Genomic DNA, 23,097 nt, shown 5'->3' with positions numbered 1-23,097 from the left:
GTGACCCCCTTACTGCTGCTGTTGTACCGCGGTCAGGCCTGGCCGACCTCGAAGCGCACGAACCGCGTCACTTCGATACCGGCCTCCGCCAGCACCTGCTTGACCGTCTTCTTGTTGTCGCTGACCGAGGGCTGCTCGATCAGGACGAAGTCCTTGAAGAAGGCGTTGACCCGACCCTCGATGATCTTCGGCAGGGCCTGCTCGGGCTTGCCCTCCTCGCGGGCGGTCTCCTCGGCGATGCGCCGCTCGGACTCGACCACGTCGGTGGGTACCTCGTCGCGCGTGAGGTACTTCGGCCGCATCGCGGCGATCTGCATCGCCACCGCGCGGGCGTCGGCGACGGCCGCCTCGTCGGTCTTGCCGTTGAACTCGACCGCGACGCCGACCTGCGGCGGGAGGTCGGGGCTCTTGCGGTGCATGTAGATCGCGACCGGCTCGCCGAGCACCGCGATGCGGTTGATGACGAGCTTCTCGCCGATGCGCGCCGACTCGACCTGGATCAGCTCGGCCACGGTGGCGTCGCCGAGCTTGGAGGCCAGCAGGCCGTCCACGTCGGCCGGCTTGATCGCGTCGACCTGGGCCGCGAGGCGCTGCCCGAGCTCGACGAACGCCTCGTTCTTGGCCACGAAGTCGGTCTCGCAGTTGATCTCGACCAGGCCCGAGCCGGAGTGCGCGACGAGGCCGTTGGCCGTGGTGCGGCCGGCACGCTTGCCGACGTCCTTGGCACCCTTGATGCGCAGCAGCTCGACGGCCTTGTCGAAGTCGCCTTCGGCCTCCTCGAGCGCCTTCTTGCAGTCCATCATGCCGGAGCCGGTCAGTTCGCGGAGCCGCTTGACGTCAGCGGCGGTGAAGTTGGACATGACTCTCTCTCGCTCTGTGGGTTACGCCTGGTTGTTCTCTTCGGCGGCGTTGCCCGCCTCGGCGGCGTTGCTCGCGTCGGGGGCGCTGTTCACCTCGGCGGTGCTCGCATCGGTGGCGGCGCTGCTCGCCTCGGCGGCCGGCGCGGCGGCGGTCGCCTCAGCGGCCGGCGCAGCGGGCTTGGCGCCACCTTCCAGCAGCTCGCGCTCCCACTCGGCGAGCGGCTCGTCACCGGCCACGACGCCCGGCTCGGGCTTCTGGTCGGCGCGGGTGGCCCGCCCGGAACGAGCGATCAGACCGTCGGCGACGGCGTCGGCGACCACGCGGGTCAGCAGCGCCGCGGAGCGGATGGCGTCGTCGTTGCCCGGGATCGGGAAGTCGACCTCGTCGGGGTCGCAGTTCGTGTCGAGCACGGCGATGACCGGGATGCCCAGCTTGCGAGCCTCGTCGACCGCGATGTGCTCCTTCTTGGTGTCGATGACCCAGATCGCCGACGGGAGCTTCTGCATGTCACGGAGACCACCCAGCGTGCGGCTGAGCTTGGTCTGCTCGCGGGACAGCTGGAGCGTCTCCTTCTTGGTGTACCCCTGAGCGGTACCCGTCAGGTCGAGGCTCTCGAGCTCCTTCATCCGCTGCAGGCGCTTGTACACCGTCTGGAAGTTCGTCAGCATGCCGCCGAGCCAGCGGTGGTTGACGTACGGCTGCCCGACGCGCGTCGCCTGCTCGGCGATCGCCTCCTGGGCCTGCTTCTTGGTGCCGACGAACAGCACCGAGCCACCCTCGGCCACCGTGTTGCGGATGTAGTCGTACGCCTTCTCGATGTAGTCGAGCGTCTGGCGCAGGTCAATGATGTAGATACCGTTGCGCTCGGTGAAGATGAAGCGCTTCATCTTCGGGTTCCAGCGGCGGGTCTGGTGCCCGAAGTGCACGCCACTCTCGAGCAGCTGACGCATCGTTACAGCCATGTCGGCAGGGATCCTTTCGATCCTGGTTACACACGGTGGACCGGTCGGCCCGCCGTCCTGGCGCCCAGTCGTCGGCCGTCTCACCCGTCGCACGCGCGGTGGTGCACCACGTGTGCTCTCGGGACCAGGGCGGCCGCCGCCCTGGAATGCTCACCCGGCGCGGAAAGAAATGCGGCGGGCTAGGGAGGGCGCGCGAGGTCGACCGCACGGTGTGCGGTCGCCGGGGGAAAGTGTACGCGCCGGGTCTGCGCTTCTACGAATGCCCCCACTGTCGTGGAGTTTGGACGGGTATTTCTGGTGTGGGCGGGTTGTCGTGTTTGTGGGGGGCGCGGCGGCTGTTTCGGGCTTGGTGCTGGGCGTCTTGCACGCCGCTTCGGACCGCGGCCGTGGGCCGTGGCTGTCTTCTGTGGCTGCTGTCGGCGTGCCACCTTTGCCCCGGCGTCTCCGTACGGCCGCTTCGTTCAGCCACGTCCGCCGCCTCCGCCGCGGCGTCTCGTACGGCCGCCGGCGTCGCGGCGTCTCGTGGCGGCCGCCTCCGCCGCGGCATCTCCCACGGCCGCTTCGCTCCGCCGCTTCCGCCGCGGCGCCCCCTACGGCCGCCGGCGCCGCGGCGTCTCGTGGCGGCCGCCTCCGCCGCGGCATCTCCCACGGCCGCTTCGCTCCGCCGCTTCCGCCGCGGCGCCCCCTACGGCCATCTGGCCCCACTGCCGCGGCGTCTCCGCCCTCTGCCTCGGCGTCTCTCGGCCGCTCAGGCCTGCCGGCGTCGGCAGCTCTACGCCTTGCCGCCTCCGCCGCTTACGCCCTTGCCACCTTCGCCGTTTACGCCTCTGCCGTGCCGCCTCTCCTGCGGCGTCTTATGGCTCTACGCCTTCCGCCGCGGCACCAAATTGCGAACTTCGTCCCCTAGGCAGCGAGCCCGGCCGCAACGAACAGCAGCAGCGCCACGGGCAGGTAGGCAAGCGGCGTACGCAGCCAGGCCCGAACCCCGGGCGCCGCAGCGGCCGCCCCACCGATCAGCCCGTACAGCCCGAGCGAAAACATCGGCAACGCCGGAATCATGAACATTCCAGCAAGCGTCGCTCCAGCGGGCACATCACTGGCGGTCATGGCCTGAATGAAAAGCCGCAGCACCGGTACCTCGAACAGCACGGTCAGCACCACGAGCGCCACAGCCAGCCCGGGCCGCTTGCTCTGGTACACCGCACCGCCCACCTCCGGCCCCGCCCCGTACTGCCGCGGCGCAGGCACGGCCGCGGTGAGCGCCGTAGGCCCGGCGAAGGCATGGGGCATCGACCCGGCGCTCCCGGCCGCACCCCCTCCGGCCTGGGCAAACTCGCCGCCGACCGGCGCCCCGGACCCGGGTACACCCGAGACGGGCCCACCGGACACCGGCCCGGCCGCGCCCGGCGCGTAACCGCCTGGCGCGAAGCCCCCGGGCGCCCCAAATCCAGGCGCACCGCCGCCGCCAGAGGCAGCAACCCCAGGCGCCGCAACTCCCGACCCGGCCGATGCCACCCCGAGCGGGCTGGTCGTGCCCGGGGCGAGTCCCGCGCCGCCGACGTGTCCGAGCGACCCGGCGCCGCCCGGCCCAGCAGGTCCACCCAGCCCAACTGATCCGCCTGGCCCGCTGTGCCCGAGCGACCCCGTGTTGGACGGCGTGACGGTCGGCAGCCCCTGGATCGGCGACCCGGAGGTGTTGAGCCCCGGGATCGAGGCCCCGGCCACCCCATCGGAGGCGCCTCCGCCCGACACCGGCCGCTGCAGCGAGCCGCGGTCGATCGGCTCCGAGCGCCGCGACCGGCTCACGAACTCCCCGGAGTACTCGCCCGAGTCCCCGCCCCGCCCGATGGCCGCCGGACCGAACTGCCCACTGGGACTGTCGCCGTAGCTCAGCGGATCGGCACCGTACCCACGGCCCCCTCCCCGCGGCTCCGGAACCCGGTACCCGCCGTCGTCGTACTCCCGCTCGTCCGCATACCGCGTCGGCGTGTACCCCCGGTCATCGCCGTAGCCGCGCTCGTCGCCATACCCGGAGTCGGCGTCGTCCCGGCCGTGCGAGTCCCGGGAGCGCTCGTCCCGGCCCCGGTCACTGCGGGCGTCATGCCCGCGATCGTCACGGCGGTCGTCGTACCCGCGATCGTCGTATCCAGGGCCATCCGGGTACCAGCGCGATTCCGCGTCCGGGTCGGAGGGGAAGTTCCGGCGTCCATCCACGGTCCGTCACGGTAGGCCCTCGGCATGATCCTCGCCACCCGGCAAAGGTGCCTGTAATCTGCGTCGCTGCCCTGACCAGGCCTGTCGGGATCACACGCGTTCCCCATTTCTGCCCCTGTCCCTCGCACAAGTCGCCCGATTCCGGACTGTTCGCAGGCCGCGCTCGTCGGCCGCTGCCCCTCCAACGGGGCGCCCGATCCCGCACCGGCCACGGAGAGGGCCGCACTCCTCCGGAATCGCTCCTCCGACGGGCCGGCAGCCCTCGGCCGGCCGCAGGCGGGGCCGTACTCGCCTGCCAATGCCTCGCCGACGGGGCGTCCGAACCCGGACCGACCACAGGCCAGGCGGCCCGCGGTCGGCGCAGGCTCCCATCGACCCACACGGCGCGCGGCACCCGGCCCGCCCCTGCCCCTCCGACTCCGGCGGCCAACCGACAACCGCGCCTTCCACCAGACAGCCCCGACCGCACCGGCAAGCTCGGCCGCATACTCGGGAGGTGACAGACGCCTCGCGTGATCCGCTCATCGCCCGCATGCGCCCGTTCGGCACGACGATCTTCGCGGAGATGTCGGCGCTCGCCGTACGCACCGGCTCCGTCAACCTCGGGCAGGGCTTTCCCGACACCGACGGACCGGCCGCGATGCTGGACGCGGCGGCCGCGGCGATCCACGGAGGCCGCAACCAGTACCCGCCCGGCCCCGGCATCCCCGAGCTGCGCACCGCGATCTCGGCGCACCAGCGGGCCTTCTGGGGCCTCGAGTACGACCCCGACGGCGAGATCCTGGTCACCGTCGGCGCGACCGAGGCGATCGCGGCGAGCATCCTCGCCCTCTGCGAACCCGGCGACGAGGTCGTCTGCTTCGAGCCCTACTACGACTCGTACGCCGCATCCATCGCGCTCGCGGGCGCCGTCCGCCGCCCGGTGACCTTGCGGGCCGCCGACGGCCAGTACTCCTTCGACCCCGCCGAGCTGCGCGCCGCGTTCGGACCGCGGACCCGGCTGGTGCTGCTCAACTCCCCGCACAACCCGACCGGCAAGGTCTTCACCGCGGCCGAGCTCGCCCAGATCGCCGAGCTGTGCACCGAGTACGACGTCGTGGCCGTCACCGACGAGGTGTACGAGCACCTGGTCTTCAGCGACGCGGCCGCCCCGCACGTGCCGCTCGCCGGGCTGCCCGGCATGCGGGACCGGACGCTGCAGATCTCCTCCGCCGGCAAGACGTTCTCGTGCACCGGCTGGAAGATCGGCTGGGTCTGCGGCACCCGCCCGCTGGTCTCGGCCGTGACGCGGGTGAAGCAGTTCCTGACGTACGTCAACGCCGGCCCGCTCCAGCCCGCCGTCGCGGTGGCCCTGGCGTCGCCGACGTCCTACTACCAGGAGTTCCGCGACGACCTGCAGCGCAAGCGCGACCGCCTGTGCAAGGGCCTGGCCGAGGCCGGGTTCGCGGTGCTGCAGCCGGAGGGCACGTACTTCGTCACCGCGGACATCACGCCGCTGGGCGGCACCGACGGCGTCGAGTTCTGCCTGGCGCTGCCGGAGCGCTGCGGCGTCGTCGCGGTACCGACCCAGGTCTTCTACGACGACGTCGAGGCCGGGCGACGGCTCGTGCGGTTCGCGTTCTGCAAGCGGGACGAGGTCCTCGACGAGGCCGTGGCCCGGCTCCAGCGGCTCTGACCCGGTCACCTCTCTTCCTCCTCGCCGATCGGACCCCGCGGCGGGCTGCTGAGCCGGTACCCGTCCGGTCCCGACAGCACGAACCCCAGCTCCTCCAGCAGCGGCAGGTTGCGCCGGGCATCGCGCCCGCTGACTCCGGCCACGGCGGCAATCTGCTCCGCCGTCGTGGCCTTGCGCGGCCGCACCGCGTCGAGGATGCGCGCCTGGAGCGCGTCGAGAACGTCCTCGGGCCGCCCCGCACCCTGGATCGGCGTGGCCAGCTCCCCGACACTTCCGATCTCCTCGACGATCTCCTCGACCCGGGTCACCAGCACCGTGCCCGGCTGCCGCAGCTCCACGTGGCAGCCGACCGACATCGGCGAGTTGATCGGCCCGGGCACGACCATCGCGGAACGTTGCAGCAGCCTGGCGTACCCGAGGGTGTTGCGCGCCCCGCTGCGTGACCCGGCCTCGACCATCACCGTGCCCCTGGTTGCCGCGGCGATGACCCGGTTGCGGGTCAGGAATCGCGTCTTGTGCGGCTGCGTGCCGGGCGGCCACTCGGTCAGCAGCAGACCCTCGTCGCCGATCTGTTCCAGCACCGCGGTATTCGCCGCCGGATACGCCTTGTCGATCCCGCACGCCATCACCGCGACCGTCGCCCCTCCCCCGGCCAGCGCGCCCCGATGTGCGGTCACGTCGACGCCGAGAGCGCCGCCGGAAACGACCGTCCACCCGCACTCCGCGAGCCCGTACCCGAACTCGGAGGCCACGTAGCCGCCGTACCCGGTGACCGCCCTCGCCCCCACCACCGCCACGGACCGCTTCAGCGTCTCGGCGAGCCGCAACGGCCCGCGCAGCCAGACGCACATCGGCGGGTCGGTGTCCCGGCGCAGCATGTTGCCCTCGCGGCTGGCCCGGACCAGGTCGTCGAGCACCGCCGGCCATTCCTCGTCGGCCGCGGTGATGATCCGCGCACCGAGCCGCTCCGCCAGCTCTCCCATCTGCTCGGCGAGCTCAGCACCCACGTCCGCCGAGCCGTCCACGCCGGCGATGCGCAGTCTCGCCTGTACCGCACCAGCCAGCCCGGGCGAGATGCCGAACCCGCCGACGGCCCGGGCCAGCGCCTCAGGTGCGCCCACCGAACGGACCAGCAAGCCGAGCTCGCGAGAGCCGGGCTCGACGAGCGTCCCGAGCGCCATGCGCGCCTCGCGCTCCTCCGCCGCCCTCATCGAACGGTCCTCGAGCGCAGCTCCAGCGCCTCACGTACGTCAGCCGCCTCAGGCCGTTCCCGCCCATCGAGGTCGGCGATGGTCCAAGCCACACGCACCGACCGCTCGAAGCCTCTCGCCGACAGCCGGCCCCGATCCATCTCGATCGTCAGCGGGTGCAGCACGAACCGCGAAAGCCGGAACTTTCCCTCTCGCAGGACCGCGGCCGGCACATCCCCGTTCGTCCTGGCCTGTCCTCCCCAGCGGGACGCGGCCGTGGCCCTGGCCTCGAAAACCCGCTTGGCGATGATCTGGGACGGCTCCACGTGTTCGGTGCCGAGCAGCGCGGCGGAACGGACCGGGTCAAGATCTACCTGTAGATCCACCCGGTCCATCAAGGGCCCGGAGAGCCGGGCCTGGTACCGCCGGCGGACGATCGACGGGCACTGGCACGTCTGCCGGCCTCCCGGCTTCGCGCACGGGCAGGGGTTGGCCGCCATGACCAGCTGCGCCCGGGCTGGATAGATGGTCTCGCCGTACGTACGCCTGAGCCTGATCTCACCCTGTTCCAGCGGTTGCCGAAGGGCGTCGAGCACACCGGAGGCGAACTCGGCGCACTCGTCGAGGAAGAGCACGCCGTGGTGGGCGAGGCTGATCGCCCCTGGCTTGGCGAGACCTGATCCGCCGCCGACCAGTGCGGCCACGGACGCTGTGTGATGGGGGGCCTGGAGCGGCGCCCGCCTGACGAGTGCACCGCTTGGAGCGAGAGTGCCGGCGATCGAATGGAGCGCCGTCACCTCGATCGCCTCCTCATCGTCGAGCGGTGGCAGGACTCCGGGCAGGCGGGCGGCGAGCATGGTCTTTCCGGCGCCCGGCGGGCCGAACATCGCGACGTGGTGCCGCCCTGCCGCGGCGAGTTCGATGACGCGGCGCCCGCGCTCCTGGCCCAGGACGTCGGCGAGGTCGAGCGGGGCAGCCTCGGCCGTCGGCGGCACCGGGGCCGGGTCCAGCAGGTTCTCCGAGCCGTGCAGGAAGCCGATGATCCGGCCGAGACTGTCCGTGGCGCGGACCTCGATGTTGGGCACGAGCCGGGCCTCGGTGATGTTGGCCAGGGGTACCAGGGCCAGCTCTTTCCCGGCGCGGCTGGCGGCCAGGACCGCGGGCAGCACCCCGCGGACCGGACGGACGGTGCCGTCCAGGCCGAGCTCGCCGAGGACCACGGCCTGCTCGAGGCGGCCGATGGGCAGGGCCGCACCGGCGGCGAGCACCGCGATCGCGACGGCGGTGTCGAAGCCGGAGCCGTGCTTGCGGACGTGAGCGGGCAGGAGGTTGACGGTGATGCGCGCCTGGGGCCAGTAGGCGCCGGAGTTGTGCACGGCCGCTCGGACGCGGTCGCGGGCCTCGCTCAGCGCCGCGTCGGGCAGGCCGGAGACGACGAGGCTGGGCAGGCCGGGCGCCACGTCCGCCTCGACGACGATAACCTCGCCGGCCACGCCGTGCAGGGCGACGGAGTAGACGCGGGCGTACCCCATCAGAACGCCCCGCGCAGATGCTGTAGCGCCACGGACCGGCCGATGAGCACGCTGATCACGTCGAACCGGACGCGTTCGCAGGGCACGTCGTTGTCGGACAGCCACATCCGGGCGAGCGTGCGCAGCCGGCGGACCTTGGCCGGCACGAGCGCCTCGACAGGTTGACCGAACCGCGTGCTCCTGCGGGTCTTGACCTCGACGAACACCACGTCGGCGCCGTCGCGGGCGACCACGTCGAGTTCACCTGCCCGGCTGCGCCAGTTGCGGTCGAGCAGCACGAGGCCCTGTGACACGAGGTATCGGCAGGCGACGCGTTCGCCGTAGCCGCCGACGAGCTGGTTGTGGTTCGTCATGCCGGCGACTCTGGCGGATCGTGGCGATCACCGCGCCGCGACGAAGATCAATCTGTGGACAACGAGGTGCTTGTGGATAACTCCTTGCTGGGTGGGAGATGCGCGCCGCAGGTTGAGCAGGCTTGGGGCCACGACCGGGCCGCCTTCAGAAAACTTTGCGCCAGTTCTGGTGCACGAGATCATGGCCGTACGCCGGCTTGCGCTCCTCGTGGTCGAGCTCGAATCCGGCCCGCTGATACAGATGGCGCGCGGCGGTCAGGATGTCGTGGGTGAACAGGACCATGTCGCGATACCCGGCACCGCGGGCGAAGCGGACGCATTCCTCGACGAGACGGCCGCCAACGCCCAGGCCGCGGGCCTTCGGCTCGACGAACAGCAGCCGGAGCTTCGCGGTGTCCCCGCCCGCGCGGACGCAGAAGATCGACCCGACGGGCTCGCCGTCGACCTCGGCGATCCAGGCGCGGTCCCAGCGCGGATCGTGCGAGTCGGCGTAGTCCGCGACGATGCGCGCGACCATCGCTTCGAAGTCGCCGTTCCAGCCGTACTCCGTGGCGTAGAGCGCGCCGTGGCGCTGGACGACCCAGCCGAGGTCACCGGGCCCCGGCGGGCGCAACACGACCGTGGGCGCGGATGCGGTACCGCCGCCGAGGATCGTCTCGATGGCGCTCATGGCACCGATGAGGCGGCGCCGGTCCATGTCCGTGACCGCGCCCAGCAGCGCCGCCGCCTGCGCGTCCGAGCGCTGGTCGAGCTCGGCCTGAGCCGTCCGTCCGGCGTCGGTCAGCCGGATGCGCTGCTTGCGCGCGTCCGCGTCCGAGCGCTCCCGCACCACGAGCCCGTCGCCCTCGAACCGGCCCAGGATGCGGCTCAGGTAGCCGGCGTCCATGTCGAGCCCCTGGCGCAGCTCCGCGACGTCGAGCATGCGCGCGGGCGCGGCGGCGAGCTCGTACAGCACCCGCGCCTCGGCCAACGAGTACGGCGAGTCGAGCAGGCCGGCCCGCAGTACGCCGATCAGATTTGTGTAGAAGCGGTTGAACCCCCGGAACGCGGCGACCGACTCGATAGTCATAATTGACATCGTCATCAGATTCCTTGACGTTGTCAACGAACTTCCCGAAAGCGGCGCGACGTGGCGTCGTAACTGCCGGGAAACGCGGCCTCGCCAGGCTTGGCTCATGTCGCTGCGCCACATGATCGTCGAACTCCCCGACCGGCCCGGCTCGCTCGGCCAGGTGACCACCCTGCTCGGTCGACTCGGTGTCGACATCCGCCAGATGCGGGTGCTCACCCGCGACGGCACCGTGGCAACGGACGAGTTCGTGGTCAGCGTGCCGGGGCCGGTGATCGACCGGACGCTGCCCGAGCTACTCGAGGAAGTCCAAGGTGTACGCGTTCGATCGGTCGCGCGGATCGATAGCGATAGCGGGATATCGGGCGCTATCGTGACCGTATGACTGCTCCGGTCGACAAACTCGTGGAGCTGCTCGAGACGCTCCCGCCCGCAGCCCGCCAGGAGATCACCACCTGGCTGCTCGGACGCACCGTTCCACTGGATCGCAGCGCGCTCTTCGCCACCGCGGCGCTGCGCGGGCGGAACCTCCTCGGTCCACCCGATCTCGGCCAGGAGACGGCCTCGCACGGCGTGCTGGGCGGCTCCCTCCCGGTCGGCGAGGAGAGCCAGCTCGTGACGTTCCGTCTGCCGGCGGAGCGGCACACCGAGCTGCGCGCCTGGTGCACCGAGCACGGCTTCACGATGGCGGCCGTGGTGCGCGGGCTGATCGAACGGTTCCTCGAAGAGCAGCAACGCCGTTGAAGCCGCAGGACCCCTCGCCGGACGGCCCGCAGGCCGGCAGCGGCGGGAGCGCGCCCGCGCGTCTCCGCGACGTAGCAGCGACCGCCCAGGCTGCCGCCGATGCCCGGCGCGCCCGCGCGGCGAAATCCGACGCCACAGGCAGCCCGCGGGGTGACGCCGACGCGGGTGAGTCCACGACCGCGCCCGCGCAAAACCGGGCGAGACGGGACACCACCGCGCAGGCCAGAAGCGGGCGCAGCACGACCAGCCAGGCCCACACGGGAGACGGCCCAGCCGCGCTGGAACGGACGGCCGAAGTCGCCGGCACGCCGGCCGGCGCACCCGCGCGGGGCGAAACCGGGCGGGATATCACCACGGCGAGCGGGAAACGTGGCGGTCCTGCGACGTCGCGCGGCGGCGGCAGTATCGCCCGCACGGGGCGCGGCCGGACGCGTGGGCGGATCGACACGCCCGCGCCGGGGACCGCTGAGATGCACGAGCGGATGCCGGTCGCCATGCGCGACGCGGTCGACGACTTCGCGCGCTACCTCGCGGCCGAGCGAAACCGGTCCGCGCACACGGTGCGGGCGTACGTCGGCGATGTCGTGTCGCTGCTCGACCATGCCGCGGCCGGAGGCGCGGACGCACCCGCCGGGCTGACGCTCGCCGTGTTGCGAGGGTGGCTCGCGCGGAGGCGCGCCGCCGGGGACGCTCGGACGAGTCTCGCCCGGCACGCCGCGGCCGCGCGGACGTTCACGGCCTGGGCGAGGCGCGAGGGGCTGCTCGAGACGGACCCGGGTCAGCGCCTGGCCAGCCCGAAGGCGCACCGAGACCTTCCGACGGTGCTCCGCGCGGACCAGGCCGAGACGCTGATGACCTCGCCGTCGGGCCGCGCGGACGCGCTCGGGCTGCGCGACCGGCTGGTGCTGGAGCTGCTGTACGGCACCGGGATCCGGGTCAGCGAGCTGTGTGGCCTCGACCTCGGCGACGTCGACCGGATGCGGCGCGTCGTGCGGGTCGTGGGCAAGGGCGACAAGGAGCGCGCGGTGCCGTACGGGCTGCCGGCCGACGCTGCGCTGACCGCCTGGCTCCGGCACGGCCGCCCGGCGCTCGAGAACGCCCAGAGCGGCCCGGCGCTGCTGCTCGGCGCGCGCGGTGGCCGGCTTCAGGCAGGCGCGGCACGGCGGATCGTGGACTCGTACGCGCGGGCGGCCGGGCTGCCGCACACGTCGCCCCACGATCTGCGGCACTCCGCGGCCACGCACCTGCTGGAGGGCGGCGCCGATCTGCGGTCCGTCCAAGAGCTGCTCGGGCACGCATCGCTGTCGAGTACCCAGATCTACACCCACGTGTCGATCGAGCGTCTGCGCACCGCATACGAACAGGCGCATCCGCGCGCGTAGCACCGGAGGTTCCCGAAGGCTGCGTCGCCTGGCAGCCTTAGGGCTCGAGCTTTCGTTGGGCGGTGTACGGGGCGATCGAGCGGGGTGGTGCGCGGCAAGTGGGCGCGGGGACGGGGACGGAGCCCTAAGATCGTGGATGTGTCCGCTCCCGAGCCGATTGCCGGTGCTCGGCTGCTGTTCTCGCACGACGCAGCCGTTGCGCACCTGAACCACGGGGCGTTCGGGATGGTGCCCATCGCGGTGCAGCGGGCGCAGCAGCGGGTACGCGAGGAGATGGAAGCCAACCCGCACCGGTTCTTCGCCGTCGGGCTCGAGGAGCGAATCGCGCACGTGCGGCGGCATCTCGCCACCTTCGTCGGTGCCGATCCCGAGGGAACCGCACTGGTCGAGAACGCCTCCACGGGCACGTCGATCGTGCTCGGGAGCCTTGATCTCGGTACCGAGGACGAAATCGTGACGACCGATCACGGCTATGGGGCCGTGGATCTGGCGGTGGCGGCCACGTGCCGGCGCACCGGCGCGGTGCGTCGGGTCGCGCGGGTGCCGCTGGGGGCGGACGACGCGACGGTCACGGCAGCGGTGCTGGAAGCGACCACGTCCCGGACGCGGCTGGTGATCATCGACCACATCACCGCCGCGACCGCGCGGGTGTTTCCGGTACGGCGCATCGTCGAGGCGGTGCGCGGACGCTGGGGCGACCAGGCGGCGGTGCACGTCGACGCCGCGCACGTGCCGGGCATCCTCGACCCGCAGGTCAGCGACCTCGGGGCGGACTTCTGGGTCGGGAACCTGCACAAGTGGGGATACGCGCCCCGCGGCACGGCGCTGCTGTCGGTCGCGCCCGCGCGCCGGGCGCGAATCCGGCCGCTGGTGCTGTCGTGGTCGACTGAGGCCGGCTTCCCCGCGAGCCTCGAGTGGCTCGGGTCGCACGACTACACACCCTGGCTGGCCGCGCCGACGGGGCTGTACGTGCTGCGCTCGCTGGGGATCGAGGCGGTGCGGCGGCACAACACAGCGATGGCCGAGTACGGGCAGCGCGCGGTCGCGGAGGCGATCGGGGCTGACCTGCCGCCCGCGACCGGGCTGCCGATGACGCTGATCCCGCTGCGCCCGGGCGTGGCGAGCGACCCGGAGTCGGCGACCGCCCTGCGCCGGAGGATCTCGGATGAGCTCTCGGCCGAGGTAGGGATGACGGCTTGGCGCGGGCGCGGATATCTGCGGCTGTCGGGCCAGATCTACAACCGGCCCGAGGACTACCAGCGGCTGGCGGCGGGGCTGCCGAAGCTCCTCGAACACCTTTAAGCGTTCGCTCGGACGCGCGGCAACAGCAGTTCAGTGCCGCATCGAACCTGACGCGCGCGGACGCTGCGCAACGCCGGCTCGGGAGTGACCAGCCAACGACCAGCGCGGAAGCGGCGCAGCGCCAGCTCAGCGGTGACGCAACCAACGACCAGCGCGGAAGCGGCGCAGCGCCAGCTCAGCGGTGACCCAACCAACGACCCGCACGGACGCTGCGCAGCGGCAGCTCGAGAACGAACGACCCCCCAAGACGCACGGACGCGGCGGGGCGGAAGCCCGACGAAAGCGCAGAGCATGGAAGCGACGGCCCGGGTATCAGGTGGTGGATTCGCGAAAACGGCGGTCCTGCGACGGCCTCAGTGCGAGCGCGTGGCACGGCGAATGCGGCGGAGCGCGACTAGGCAGGTCAGTGGCGGACGGCGAACACCCTGGCGAGGGGGCGAACAGCAGGCAGGTACAGCGGCGAGAAGCAGAGACGAGAAGAGGGCTGAGAAGGTGAGCGGGACAGGAGAAGAGCGAGTCAGTTCAGCGGCAGCAGGCGGACCTGGGCTGGGCGGAGCAGGGTGAGCGGGTCCAGGTACACGTTGTCGTCGGTTCTCAGGCCCCAATGCAGGCAGGCCGTCACCGGGCAGTTCGGGTGGCCCGGTCTCAGGGTGCCCAAGGGCGTCCCCCGCGAGACCACCTGCCCGCGCACCACCGTCGGCGCGACCGGCTCGTACGTGGTGCGCACGCCGCCCGGATGCTCGACGCTCACCACCGGCCGTCCGCCCACCAGGCCGGCGAAGATGACGGTGCCCTCGCCGGCGCTGCGTACCGTCTGGCCGGGGACGCCCGCCAGGTCCACGCCGCGATGGCCGGCGGCGTAACGGTCCGAAGGAGGCTCGAAGCCCCTCGTCACGGTGACCGGGCCGTCGAGCGGAGCCTGGAAGACACCGTCGCCGGGGGCGAACGCGAACGGCCCGGTCACGGGACCCCAGGCCGGGACGCCGGCGGGAGCCCAGGAACGCGCCTGAGTGAACGGACCACCCGAGTCTGCACCGGCCGCCGGCGGGGCCTCAGCGGCCGACGGTGAGGGCGTGGCCGGCTCCGGCTTGGAGCGGGCCGCTGAGACCGCCGCGATGGCCGTCGAGGCCGCTGCGATGGCGGTGGCGGCAAGGACGAGGAGACCGAAACGAGCCATGTTCTTCAACATGGCCGCGAGCGTTGTCCAATCCGGCGGCCGAGGCAAACGCGATCATGAAACCTGTGGACAAGCCCGTGGATCAATCACGGACCAGGCGGTACGAAACGGGCAAAAAATTAACCCGGCCCGCACACTTGGTGACGGGCCGAGTTACGAGGTGTGACGAGGATCAGCCACCGAAGCCGTTGTCCGGGAGCGAGATGTCAGGCTTCTCGAGCTCCTCGACGTTGACGTCCTTGAAGGTCATCACTCGGACGTTCTTCACGAAGCGGGCAGGCCGGTACATGTCCCAGACCCAGGCGTCGTGCATCTCGACCTCGAAGTAGACCTCGCCGTCGGAGTTGCGCACGTGGAGGTCGACCTGGTTGGCCAGGTAGAACCGGCGCTCGGTCTCCACCACGTAGGAGAACTGACGGACGATGTCGCGGTACTCCCGGTAGAGCTGGAGCTCCATCTCGGTTTCATACTTCTCGAGATCTTCGGCGCTCATCGCGGTCCGCCTTCCATAGCCACATTGTCGCCCACTTGCGCCGGAACCCGTGCGGCCTCGCCGGGCGCCACGCCGACGTTACCGCGCCGTGAGCCCGGCCGCCCCACCGCCGCCACGTTCGCGTAGGAGAAACGGTGCTCGGGGCACGGGCCGTGGGCCACGAGAGCCGCGCCGTGCACCGGAGTCGAATAGCCTTTGTGCTCGTCGAAGCCGTACTGCGGGTACGACTCGTGCAGTCGCTCCATGATGCGGTCCCGCGTGACCTTCGCCACGACGCTGGCGGCCGCGACGCACGCGGCGACCTGGTCGCCCTTCCAGACCGCGAGGCCGGGAATGCCGAGGCCGTCGACCTTGAAGCCGTCGGTGAGCGCGTACTCCGGCCGCACCGCCAGGCCCGCGAGGGCGCGACGCATGCCGGCGAGGTTGCACACGTGCAGCCCGCGGCGGTCGATGTCGCCGGGCGGGATCACGATCGCGGTCCACGCCTCCGCGCGCCGCACGACCTGTTCGTAGATGCGCTCCCGCGCGGCCGGGGTGAGCAGCTTGGAGTCGTTGAGATCCTCGATCTCACCGCGGCGTCCCTGGGGCAGGATGACGGCGGCCACCACGAGGGGCCCCGCACAGGCCCCACGACCCGCCTCGTCGGCGCCGGCGACGCGGTTGAATCCGCGGCGCTGCAGCGCGCGCTCGAGAGCCCAGAGGCCCGCTGCACGATGTACGACGGTGCGCGGAGGCGCCAGCATGCTCAGGCCACCTCCCGCAGCAGTGCCGCCAGGTCCTGCGGGTAGAAACGCTGCGACGTAGCGGCAAGCTCGTCCGCGGACCACCACCGGGTGTCGTCGACGCTGGTGATCTCGTAGTCGGCGAGGTGGGAGAGATCCGCCGTGAAGGCCTCCGCGCGCACCACGAAGAACGTCTGCTCCTGCGAGTACCAACGGCCATCGAAAGGAAACTGGACCTGATCCGTGCGGACGGGCCCGACCAGGTCCGCCGCGGTGATGCGCAGGCCGGTCTCCTCGTAGACCTCGCGGACGGCCGCCTCGGCGAGCGACTCCCCCGCCTCCAAGCCGCCGCCGACGGTGAACCAGTAGCGGTGCTCGGGGCGGGCCGGGTCGCATCCGCGCAGCAGCAGGACACGCCCGGACGGGTCGAGTAACAGCACCCGCGCCGCCCGGCGGTCGATGTCTGCCGCGGCCTCCGTCATACCGACGAGACTACGACGCAATCATCTGGACGTCGGATCCGGCACCTTGTCGAAGGTGTCGGGCACGCTGAGCCACTTCGCCCGGTTGAAGGGCCAGAAGACCACGAAGGCGCGGCCGATCACGGCGTCCTCGGGGATCGTGGCCTGGTTGGGATCTTTCGTGCGGATGAAGTTGTACCGCGAGTCGCCCGATCGGGACCGGTGGTCGCCCATCACCCACAGGCGGTCCTTGGGCACCGTGACGTCGAACTGTTCCTCGCTCGGGAGGTCCTGCAGCCCGTCGGCGTTGGCGTAGATGTAGGTCTCGTCCAGCGGCGTGCCGTTGACCGTGATGCGCTGCTTGTCGTCGCAGCACATGACGTGGTCGCCGCCGACGGCGATGACCCGCTTGATGAAGTCCTCTTCGGACGGGTCGTTGCGCCAGGAGTCGGGTGCGGTGAAGACGATGACCTCGCCGCGATGCGGGGAGCGGAAGTCGTACACCAGTTTGTTGACGAGCACGCGGTCCTTGATGAGCAGCGTGTTCTCCATCGACTCGGACGGGATGTAGAACGTCTGCAGGACGAAGGCGCGTACGACGACGGCGACGATGATCGCCACGCCCAGCAACACCGGCAGTTCTCGCCAGAAGCTACTGGGCTTTTTGGTTTGCTCGTCAATCACGCCCTGAAGGGTACGTGCTCGTCACCATTGGCGACGCCTCAACCGCTCCTGACGCGCCGATCGGGTCGAAAGCGAAGCCGAGACAGCGATCGGCACAAGTACCATATCCGGGACCAACGGCGCATTGTGCTCACGCGTCACATGTGGTCCAGGCGCGGGAAGAGCCACCGGTTTCGGGACATTCTTGAACGTATCGGGCACGGGTAGCCAGCCCCATCGGCTGCTCGGCCAGAGGATCACGAAGGCGCGGCCGATCACGTTGTCGATCGGCACCTGACCCTGGCAGCGCGAGTCCTGGGAGACGCCGCGGTGGTCGCCCATCACGAACATCTGCCCGGCCTGAACCTTGATCGGGCCGAACCGGCGCGCCGTGCACTGCCTCGGGTTCGGGGCGGCGTCCAGCGGCGAGTTGTCGTAGAGGTACGCCGACTCATCCAGTGGATAGCCGTTGACCGTGACGCGCCCGTCGACGTCGCAGCAGGCGACGGTGTCGCCGGGCAGGCCGATCACCCGTTTGATGAAGTCTTTCTCACCCGGTTGGGAGAACCCGACGAGGTCCCCGACGGTGCGGCCGAGCTCGGCGAAGAAGCCGGCGTCCTTGTCGACCTGGTTCTCCGGCGCCCAGGTGTCGGGCCCGGTGAACACGACGACCTCGCCGCGCTCGGGCTCCCGCACGTCGTACAGCACCTTGTTGACCAGCACCCGGTCGCCGACGAGGAGGGTCTCCTCCATCGAGCCCGACGGGATGAAGAACGCCTGCACCAGGAACGTGCGGATGAGCACCGCCAGGCAGAACGCCACGATCAGCAGCAGCGGCAGCTCCTGCCACAACGGCATATTCTTGCGCTTGCGGCGGACCTTGCTGCGCCAGGTGGAGACGGAGTCGTCCTCGCTGGACGCCTCACGGCGCGGGCGGGAACCCGAGCCCGTGGAGCGCTCGCCACGGTCATAGCTGCGTTCGTACCGATCCGCGCGCTCTCGCTCGCGACGTTCCCGCGAATCGTCGTATCCGGCCGCGTCATAGCCGTTCTCGCGCTCGAACGCGCGGTCGCGCACCATCGGCGGCTCGTCGCGGTCCCACTGGCCGCGCCGGGAGCCGTACGGGTCGTCGTCCCAGGAGCGCTCGCGGTTCCAGTCGTCGCGGCTCCCGCCGCGGTCACTGTCGCGGCTCCAGCCGCGCTCCGGCTCGCGACCCCAGTCGCCCCGGCCGGTGCCGGTCGCGCCCCATTCGTCGTCGCGCTGGTAGCCACCGCGGCCCGGCGCAGGATCGCGACCGGGCACCACGTCACGACGACCGGGCACCACGTCACGGCCGGGCGGCGCCTCGCCGCGCCCGGAGGCGTTGCGGTCGTCGCGGCTCCAGCCGCCGTCATAGGCGCGCGGCCCCTCTTCGGCGTCCGGGCGCCCCTGGGTCGACCAGTAGTCGTGACCTGGGTAGCTGACGCCGCCGAAGGGTTGCGGCGGCTGCCCGCGCCGGCCGTCCGCCTGGTCCAGGCGGCGGTCGTGCGGGTACTGGTCGTCGGCACGATCGTCGTAACCATCGCGGCCGTAGGGGTCACTTGCCATCGGCGTCAGCCTAGATGCACAAGACCACTTTGGGGAGACCGGCTCCAGATGACCGAAAGACCCGATCCCGGACACGACGCAGGGAGGGTGCGCACCGCGCCCCTCCCCGTCGGTGATCCGGCGAAACGCAGAAGGTCAGCTGCTGACCTTGGTCTCGCGCTTCTCCTTGATCTTGGCCTTCTTGCCCCGCAGGTCGCGCAGGTAGTAGAGCTTCGCGCGGCGCACGTCGCCGCGCGTCACGACCTCGATCCGGTCGACGGCCGGGCTGTTGACCGGGTAGGTGCGCTCGACGCCGACGCCGAAGCTCACCTTCCGGACGGAGAAGGTCTCCCGCAGGCCGGCACCCTGGCGACGGATCACGACGCCCTGGAAGACCTGGACCCGGGACCGGTTGCCCTCGACGACCCGGGCGTGCACCTTGACGGTGTCGCCGGCGCGGAAGCTCGGGATATCGGTCCGCTGCGACTGTGCGTCCAGCGCGTCCAGCGTGTTCATCGCGGCTGTTCCTCGTCACTCAAGGCACGCCCGATCTCCGCGGCGCGCGAGGGTTTGTGATCATGGCTGCCGGACGCGTAAGGCCGCGGCAACCTCACTACTTTGCCACATCGACGTGCCGAACCTGAAATCAGGCTCCTTGATCACGCCGTTCGAGCGCAGCGATGAGGTCCGGGCGGCGCTCGGCGGTGCGCTGGATCGCCTGCTCGCGCCGCCACCGCGCGATGCGACCGTGATCACCCGAGCGCAGGATCTCGGGCACGTCCAGGCCGCGCCAACTCGGCGGCTTCGTGTACATCGGCGCCTCCAGGACGCCGTCGGCGTGCGACTCCTCCAGCAGCGAGTCGGCGTTGCCCAGCACGCCCGGGAGCAGCCGCGTGATCGCCTCGAGCACGACGAGGACCGCGACCTCGCCGCCGAAGAGCACGTAGTCGCCGAGGGAGACCTCGCTCACCCGCATCCGCGCGGCGGCGTGGTCGAAGACGCGCTGGTCGATGCCCTCGTACCGGCCGCACGCGAACATCAGGTGCTCGTCGCCCGCAAGAGCACGCGCGGTCGCCTGGGTGAACGGGGCGCCGGCCGGGCTCGGGACGATCAGGTGGGTCTCGGGGCCGGCCAGCGCGTCCAGGGCCTGGCCCCACGGCTCGGGCCGCATCACCATGCCGGGGCCGCCGCCGTACGGCGTGTCGTCCACGGTGCGATGCACGTCATGCGTCCATTTCCGCAGATCGTGTACCGCCAGCCGCAGCGTCCCGTTCGCACGCGCCTTGCCGATCAGGGACAGCTCGAGCGGCGCGAGGTACTCCGGAAAGATCGTGACGACGTCGACCCTCATAGGTCGAACAGGCCTTCCGGCGGGGTGATCACGATGCGCCGCCCGGGCACGTCGACCTCGGGGACGATCTCGCGCACGAACGGCACGAGGCCGGTACGCCCGTCGGTGAGCTCCACGACGAGCAGGTCGTGCGCGGGCGCGTGGTCGACGCGCAGCAGCTTGCCGACGCTTTCCCCCGCGGCGTCGACGATGTCGAGGCCGATCAGCTCGTGGTCGTTGAACTCGTCCGGGTCGTCGCTGGCCGGGATCGTGGCGCTGTCCACGCACAGCAGGACGCCGCGCATGTCCTCGGCGAGGTTGCGGTCGTAGATGCCCTCGAAAACCACCAGGAGGCGACCCTGGTGCGGGCGTACCGATTCGATGGTGAGCGTCGGCGGAGGCTGCCACGCGCCCGGAGGCACGGTCTGCAGATGCCGCACCGCCGTCGAGTCGGTCGCGAGGACCGACCCGACGGCGAAACGCTCAGCCGGCGCGTCCGTGCGCAGGTCTACGACGACCTCGCCGCGGACGCCGTGCGCGCGGAAGATCTGACCGACGACGAGCAGCATGCGGTCAGTACGCGTCGACGATCTCGACGCGCACGCCGCGGCCGCCGATCGACATGATGACCTGCCGCAGCGCCTTGGCCGTGCGACCACCGCGCCCGATCACCGTGCCGAGGTCCTCCGGGTTGACCCGGACCTCCAGCCGCTGACCGCGACGGGAGTCGACCATCCGCACGCGGACATCGTCAGGATTGTCGACGATGCCCTTGACCAGGTGCTCGAGCGCCGGGCGCAGCACGTCAGGCCTCCGCGCCGGCGCCGGCACCGGACTGCTCCTCCGCCTGCGCAGCCGGAGCCTCGGCCTCGGCCTTCTTCTTCGGTTCGGCGGTCTTCTTCGCCTTCGGCGCGTCGGCGAGACCGGCGGCGGCCTGCGCCTCGGCCTCGTAGGCGGCCTTGCGGTCGGGCGCCGCGGCGGCGACCTTCAGCGGTTCGGCCGGGGCCGGCAGACCCTTGAACTTCTGCCAGTCGCCGGTCTTGGACAGGATGGCCCGCACGGCCTCGCTCGGCTGCGCGCCGACGGAGAGCCAGTGCTGGACACGGTCGGAGTTGACCTCGATGCGCGAGGGCTCCTCCTTCGGGTGGTACAGCCCGACGAACTCGATCGCCCGACCATCACGCTTGGTGCGCGAGTCGGCGATGACGATGCGGTACTGCGGGTTGCGGATCTTGCCCATCCGCAGGAGCCGGATCTTGACGGCCACTTGGTTGCTCGCTCCTGGATCTGTTGGAAGCCGAGCGACCGCCCGGACACCGTGGGGATGGTGCCGTCGGCTGCTCTGTTGGACTGGCACTACGCCGGGTTAGAGGGCTCGACGCACACCGGATACCAGCAGACCATTGTGCCAGACCCGCTACCGTGCGCAAAAACGACCCCGTGAATGCCGATCCTCCCCTGCCTCGCGAGGACTTTTTCCCTTTTCACGCTTTTTCGTCGGTACCACCCACGCGGTCGGCTTTTCACCTCCGCCGCCACCCGGCACTCGGACAGCCACACGCGCGGACGCGTCGGTCCGACTCGCTCAGCGCAGCGGCGGGCGGTCCCAGCCGGGTTCGAGGCCGGGCACCTCCCACTCGGCCGGCGGCTTGAAGTCCGTCCAGGTGCCGTCGAAGGGGAAGTCGCCGGCCTTGATCTCCTTGACGACGCGGAGGCCTTCCTCGCGTACCGCCGCCTCGTCCGCCACCCAGTAGTGCTCCGGGAGGGCGAGCCGCTCGAGGAACTCCTCCTCGTCCTTCCACTCCCAGCTCCGGTCGGGCGCGACGAGGATGTCCAGGTCCTCGTCGGTCACGTCGACCCCGGACGCGCCGCCCGGGTCGCTCCAGCGGATCGCCGGGCGCTCCAGGTTGACGTACCACCCGGTGAACTCGCCCGCGTCGTTGCGGAACCACCACACCGAGTGCGCGAGGTCGCCGGGGCGGTGCAGCTTGAGCACGCCGGGCCCGCCCCAGGTGCCGTGCTTCAGCGACGTCCCGAGCGTGACGTACTCGGTGAACGGCATCGTCCGCATCCCGCGCCCGTCCCCGGACACCTCGTTGACGACCGGCGTGTGCCGCGCGACCCACAGCAGCAGCCCGCGCTCGTCGTCGGACACGACGCGCGCGGGCCGGACCCACCCGATCCGCCCACGGCGAACGTTGCGATGCATAACCACCTGGCCGGGCGTGAAGACGACGCTCAACCGTGCTCCCTAGATAAGCCGCGCGTCGCGCGGGGTCCGGTGACACCTGCCCGCGCACGGACGTGCGGCGAGGCGATCACGCGCGCTGCCGGGGCCGGTCCCAGCCCTCGGTCACGGGCTCCGGGACGGTCCACTCGTCCGGCGGCCGGAAGTCGGTCCACGTGCCGTCGAACGGCCACTCCCCCGCCTCGATCGCGGGCACGACCGCGCGGCCTTGGGCCCACACGGCGTCGGGGTCGCTCACCCAGTACGCGTCCGGGTAAGCCAGCCGCTCCTCGAGCTCGTCCTCGTCCTTCCAGCCCCATCGCCGGTCGGGCCAGACCCACATGTCGAGGTCCTGGTCGGTGAGGTCGATCCCCGCGACCGCGCCGTCGTCCCACGTCACCGAGGGCTCTTCGAGGTTTACGTACCACGCGCGGAAGCGCAGCTCGGGATCGAACAGCCACCACACCGAGTACGCGGCCCCGCGCGGATGAAACTTCAACGTGCTCGGCCCGCGGTACACGTCCTGGATGATCTTCTTCGGCTCCTCGAGCCACTGCGCGAACGGCATCCCGCGCGGCCCCGCGCCGTCCTCACTGACCTGCCGGATCACGGGACTGCCGGTGGCGAGCCAGAGGCGGGTGCCCTGCTCGTTATCGGAGACCACGCGCGTCAACGGTGCCCAGACCAGGGTGTCGCGGGTGAAATGCCGGTGCAGGATCGGTCTTCCGGGACGCAGCGGCACGCGCCAATTGTATCGGGCCGCGCTCCCGAGCCCCGCTCCGCACATCGCCGTGGCAGCTCACCGCGCGCGCCGACGCACGTCCGGCCTCCCGCCGCGCCGACACGCCGGCCGACGGGTGCCCCGGCATCCGCCGCGAGGACACGCCGGTCCACGTCGAGCCTTCCGCGCGCGGATGCGGCGGCCGACGCCTCGGCATCCCGCCACGCGGACGCACCAGCGCACGACCAGCCCATCGCGGACACGGCGGCCCACGCCCCGCCTTTCACGAACGCGGCGACCCACGTCCAGCCTCCGCGCGCGGATGCGGCGGCCGACGCCTCGGCATCCCGCCACACAGACGCACCAGCGCACGACCAGCCCATCGCGGACACGGCGGCCCACGCCCCGCCTTTCACGAACGCGGCGACCCACGTCCAGCCTCCGCGCGCGGAT

General features: G+C 71.3%; 25 protein-coding genes and 1 pseudogene. 6 read left to right on the top strand and 20 right to left on the bottom strand.

Annotation, left to right across the window (positions count from 1 at the left end; genetic code table 11):
* Nucleotides 1-32: 32 nt before the first annotated feature.
* The 3 genes from tsf to AB0B76_RS05200 form a co-directional block, all read right to left on the bottom strand.
* Nucleotides 33-860, bottom strand: a complete 828-nt coding sequence (gene tsf, locus AB0B76_RS05210) for a translation elongation factor Ts (RefSeq protein WP_360369580.1) — start codon at nt 858-860, stop codon at nt 33-35.
* Between the two features lie 21 nt (nt 861-881).
* Nucleotides 882-1,823 carry a 30S ribosomal protein S2 gene (rpsB, locus tag AB0B76_RS05205; RefSeq protein WP_360369577.1) on the bottom strand — a complete coding sequence of 314 codons (942 nt, stop codon included), beginning with the start codon at nt 1,821-1,823 and terminating at the stop codon, nt 882-884.
* Between the two features lie 903 nt (nt 1,824-2,726).
* Nucleotides 2,727-3,023 (bottom strand): hypothetical protein, encoded by a 297-nt coding sequence (locus AB0B76_RS05200; protein ID WP_360369574.1) that lies wholly within the window; start codon nt 3,021-3,023, stop codon nt 2,727-2,729.
* A 457-nt stretch (nt 3,024-3,480) separates the two neighbouring features.
* Here AB0B76_RS05200 and AB0B76_RS05195 point away from each other — a divergent pair, with 457 nt between their 5' ends.
* Together AB0B76_RS05195 and AB0B76_RS05190 are read left to right on the top strand one after the other, a co-directional pair.
* Nucleotides 3,481-3,711 (top strand): hypothetical protein, encoded by a 231-nt coding sequence (locus tag AB0B76_RS05195; protein ID WP_360369571.1) that lies wholly within the window; start codon nt 3,481-3,483, stop codon nt 3,709-3,711.
* An 822-nt stretch (nt 3,712-4,533) separates the two neighbouring features.
* Nucleotides 4,534-5,712 (top strand): pyridoxal phosphate-dependent aminotransferase, encoded by a 1,179-nt coding sequence (locus AB0B76_RS05190; RefSeq protein ID WP_360369568.1) that lies wholly within the window; start codon nt 4,534-4,536, stop codon nt 5,710-5,712.
* Between the two features lie 5 nt (nt 5,713-5,717).
* Here the strand turns inward: AB0B76_RS05190 and dprA are convergent, their stop codons facing one another.
* The 4 genes from dprA to AB0B76_RS05170 form a co-directional block, all read right to left on the bottom strand.
* The gene (gene dprA, locus AB0B76_RS05185) at nt 5,718-6,923 is read right to left on the bottom strand and encodes a DNA-processing protein DprA (RefSeq protein ID WP_360369565.1); all 1,206 of its coding nucleotides are present in this window, start codon (nt 6,921-6,923) and stop codon (nt 5,718-5,720) included.
* On the bottom strand, nt 6,920-8,434 hold the full coding sequence (locus AB0B76_RS05180) for a YifB family Mg chelatase-like AAA ATPase (protein ID WP_360369562.1): 1,515 nt from the start codon (nt 8,432-8,434) through the stop codon (nt 6,920-6,922). Before AB0B76_RS05180 ends, dprA begins: the two co-directional genes overlap by 4 nt.
* Entirely contained in the window at nt 8,434-8,787 is a 354-nt protein-coding gene (locus tag AB0B76_RS05175) for a YraN family protein (RefSeq protein WP_360369559.1), read from the bottom strand. Before AB0B76_RS05175 ends, AB0B76_RS05180 begins: the two co-directional genes overlap by 1 nt.
* A 145-nt stretch (nt 8,788-8,932) precedes the next feature.
* Complete coding sequence (locus AB0B76_RS05170; RefSeq protein WP_360369556.1) at nt 8,933-9,856, bottom strand: helix-turn-helix domain-containing GNAT family N-acetyltransferase; 924 nt, start codon at nt 9,854-9,856, stop codon at nt 8,933-8,935.
* Between the two features lie 106 nt (nt 9,857-9,962).
* Here AB0B76_RS05170 and AB0B76_RS05165 point away from each other — a divergent pair, with 106 nt between their 5' ends.
* The 4 genes from AB0B76_RS05165 to AB0B76_RS05150 all read left to right on the top strand — a co-directional run bounded on the left by AB0B76_RS05165 (nt 9,963) and on the right by AB0B76_RS05150 (nt 13,284).
* Nucleotides 9,963-10,241: an ACT domain-containing protein gene (locus tag AB0B76_RS05165; RefSeq protein ID WP_360369553.1), complete on the top strand. Its 279-nt coding sequence runs from the start codon at nt 9,963-9,965 to the stop codon at nt 10,239-10,241.
* The gene (locus tag AB0B76_RS05160) at nt 10,238-10,600 is read left to right on the top strand and encodes a hypothetical protein (RefSeq protein WP_360369550.1); all 363 of its coding nucleotides are present in this window, start codon (nt 10,238-10,240) and stop codon (nt 10,598-10,600) included. The genes AB0B76_RS05165 and AB0B76_RS05160 overlap by 4 nt, the downstream gene beginning before the upstream one ends.
* Nucleotides 10,601-11,070: 470 nt before the next feature.
* The gene (locus tag AB0B76_RS05155; RefSeq protein ID WP_360369547.1) at nt 11,071-11,982 is read left to right on the top strand and encodes a tyrosine recombinase XerC; all 912 of its coding nucleotides are present in this window, start codon (nt 11,071-11,073) and stop codon (nt 11,980-11,982) included.
* Between the two features lie 138 nt (nt 11,983-12,120).
* Nucleotides 12,121-13,284 (top strand): aminotransferase class V-fold PLP-dependent enzyme, encoded by a 1,164-nt coding sequence (locus AB0B76_RS05150; protein ID WP_360369544.1) that lies wholly within the window; start codon nt 12,121-12,123, stop codon nt 13,282-13,284.
* 517 nt (nt 13,285-13,801) lie between these two features.
* Here AB0B76_RS05150 and AB0B76_RS05145 read toward each other — a convergent pair.
* The 13 genes and pseudogenes from AB0B76_RS05145 to AB0B76_RS05085 all read right to left on the bottom strand — a co-directional run bounded on the left by AB0B76_RS05145 (nt 13,802) and on the right by AB0B76_RS05085 (nt 22,665).
* Nucleotides 13,802-14,248 (bottom strand): M23 family metallopeptidase, encoded by a 447-nt coding sequence (locus tag AB0B76_RS05145; RefSeq protein WP_360369541.1) that lies wholly within the window; start codon nt 14,246-14,248, stop codon nt 13,802-13,804.
* Nucleotides 14,249-14,633: 385 nt separating this feature from the next.
* Nucleotides 14,634-14,954, bottom strand: coding sequence for a DUF2469 domain-containing protein (locus AB0B76_RS05140; protein ID WP_033357832.1), 321 nt, complete (start codon nt 14,952-14,954; stop codon nt 14,634-14,636).
* Nucleotides 14,951-15,697, bottom strand: a complete 747-nt coding sequence (locus tag AB0B76_RS05135; RefSeq protein ID WP_360369538.1) for a ribonuclease HII — start codon at nt 15,695-15,697, stop codon at nt 14,951-14,953. Before AB0B76_RS05135 ends, AB0B76_RS05140 begins: the two co-directional genes overlap by 4 nt.
* A gap of 2 nt (nt 15,698-15,699) precedes the next feature.
* Nucleotides 15,700-16,158 carry an NUDIX domain-containing protein gene (locus AB0B76_RS05130; protein WP_360369535.1) on the bottom strand — a complete coding sequence of 153 codons (459 nt, stop codon included), beginning with the start codon at nt 16,156-16,158 and terminating at the stop codon, nt 15,700-15,702.
* Nucleotides 16,159-16,179: 21 nt separating this feature from the next.
* A complete protein-coding gene (gene lepB, locus AB0B76_RS05125; RefSeq protein ID WP_360369532.1) occupies nt 16,180-16,821 on the bottom strand; it encodes a signal peptidase I in 642 nt (213 codons plus the stop codon).
* Between the two features lie 21 nt (nt 16,822-16,842).
* Nucleotides 16,843-17,691: pseudogene (lepB, locus tag AB0B76_RS05120) on the bottom strand (signal peptidase I); the annotation flags it as partial.
* 831 nt (nt 17,692-18,522) lie between these two features.
* Nucleotides 18,523-18,882 (bottom strand): 50S ribosomal protein L19, encoded by a 360-nt coding sequence (gene rplS / locus AB0B76_RS05115; RefSeq protein ID WP_350621052.1) that lies wholly within the window; start codon nt 18,880-18,882, stop codon nt 18,523-18,525.
* A 130-nt stretch (nt 18,883-19,012) separates the two neighbouring features.
* The gene (gene trmD, locus AB0B76_RS05110) at nt 19,013-19,717 is read right to left on the bottom strand and encodes a tRNA (guanosine(37)-N1)-methyltransferase TrmD (protein ID WP_360369528.1); all 705 of its coding nucleotides are present in this window, start codon (nt 19,715-19,717) and stop codon (nt 19,013-19,015) included.
* Entirely contained in the window at nt 19,714-20,262 is a 549-nt protein-coding gene (gene rimM, locus AB0B76_RS05105) for a ribosome maturation factor RimM (RefSeq protein WP_360370222.1), read from the bottom strand. Before rimM ends, trmD begins: the two co-directional genes overlap by 4 nt.
* Nucleotides 20,263-20,269: 7 nt before the next feature.
* The gene (locus tag AB0B76_RS05100; protein ID WP_360369525.1) at nt 20,270-20,527 is read right to left on the bottom strand and encodes an RNA-binding protein; all 258 of its coding nucleotides are present in this window, start codon (nt 20,525-20,527) and stop codon (nt 20,270-20,272) included.
* Complete coding sequence (gene rpsP / locus AB0B76_RS05095; RefSeq protein WP_360369522.1) at nt 20,502-20,963, bottom strand: 30S ribosomal protein S16; 462 nt, start codon at nt 20,961-20,963, stop codon at nt 20,502-20,504. The genes AB0B76_RS05100 and rpsP overlap by 26 nt, the downstream gene beginning before the upstream one ends.
* A 318-nt stretch (nt 20,964-21,281) precedes the next feature.
* On the bottom strand, nt 21,282-21,905 hold the full coding sequence (locus tag AB0B76_RS05090) for a DUF402 domain-containing protein (protein ID WP_360370219.1): 624 nt from the start codon (nt 21,903-21,905) through the stop codon (nt 21,282-21,284).
* A gap of 109 nt (nt 21,906-22,014) precedes the next feature.
* Nucleotides 22,015-22,665, bottom strand: coding sequence for a DUF402 domain-containing protein (locus AB0B76_RS05085; protein ID WP_360369519.1), 651 nt, complete (start codon nt 22,663-22,665; stop codon nt 22,015-22,017).
* Nucleotides 22,666-23,097: the final 432 nt, after the last annotated feature.

This window comes from Dactylosporangium sp. NPDC049140, assembly GCF_040648435.1.
This window is presented reverse-complemented; position numbering and strand designations above follow the sequence as displayed.

Bases quoted from the DNA above. Each gene is read 5' to 3' on its own strand.
- AB0B76_RS05090 (WP_360370219.1), bottom strand. From the start codon at position 21,905: ATGCATCGCAACGTTCGCCGTGGGCGGATCGGGTGGGTCCGGCCCGCG.
- AB0B76_RS05165 (WP_360369553.1), top strand. From the start codon at position 9,963: ATGTCGCTGCGCCACATGATCGTCGAACTCCCCGACCGGCCCGGCTCG.
- AB0B76_RS05160 (WP_360369550.1), top strand. From the start codon at position 10,238: ATGACTGCTCCGGTCGACAAACTCGTGGAGCTGCTCGAGACGCTCCCG.
- AB0B76_RS05130 (WP_360369535.1), bottom strand. From the start codon at position 16,158: ATGACGGAGGCCGCGGCAGACATCGACCGCCGGGCGGCGCGGGTGCTG.
- AB0B76_RS05175 (WP_360369559.1), bottom strand. From the start codon at position 8,787: ATGACGAACCACAACCAGCTCGTCGGCGGCTACGGCGAACGCGTCGCC.
- dprA (WP_360369565.1), bottom strand. From the start codon at position 6,923: ATGAGGGCGGCGGAGGAGCGCGAGGCGCGCATGGCGCTCGGGACGCTC.
- AB0B76_RS05170 (WP_360369556.1), bottom strand. From the start codon at position 9,856: ATGACTATCGAGTCGGTCGCCGCGTTCCGGGGGTTCAACCGCTTCTAC.
- AB0B76_RS05155 (WP_360369547.1), top strand. From the start codon at position 11,071: ATGCACGAGCGGATGCCGGTCGCCATGCGCGACGCGGTCGACGACTTC.
- AB0B76_RS05180 (WP_360369562.1), bottom strand. From the start codon at position 8,434: ATGGGGTACGCCCGCGTCTACTCCGTCGCCCTGCACGGCGTGGCCGGC.
- rpsB (WP_360369577.1), bottom strand. From the start codon at position 1,823: ATGGCTGTAACGATGCGTCAGCTGCTCGAGAGTGGCGTGCACTTCGGG.
- trmD (WP_360369528.1), bottom strand. From the start codon at position 19,717: ATGAGGGTCGACGTCGTCACGATCTTTCCGGAGTACCTCGCGCCGCTC.
- tsf (WP_360369580.1), bottom strand. From the start codon at position 860: ATGTCCAACTTCACCGCCGCTGACGTCAAGCGGCTCCGCGAACTGACC.
- rplS (WP_350621052.1), bottom strand. From the start codon at position 18,882: ATGAACACGCTGGACGCGCTGGACGCACAGTCGCAGCGGACCGATATC.
- AB0B76_RS05140 (WP_033357832.1), bottom strand. From the start codon at position 14,954: ATGAGCGCCGAAGATCTCGAGAAGTATGAAACCGAGATGGAGCTCCAG.
- AB0B76_RS05135 (WP_360369538.1), bottom strand. From the start codon at position 15,697: ATGCTGGCGCCTCCGCGCACCGTCGTACATCGTGCAGCGGGCCTCTGG.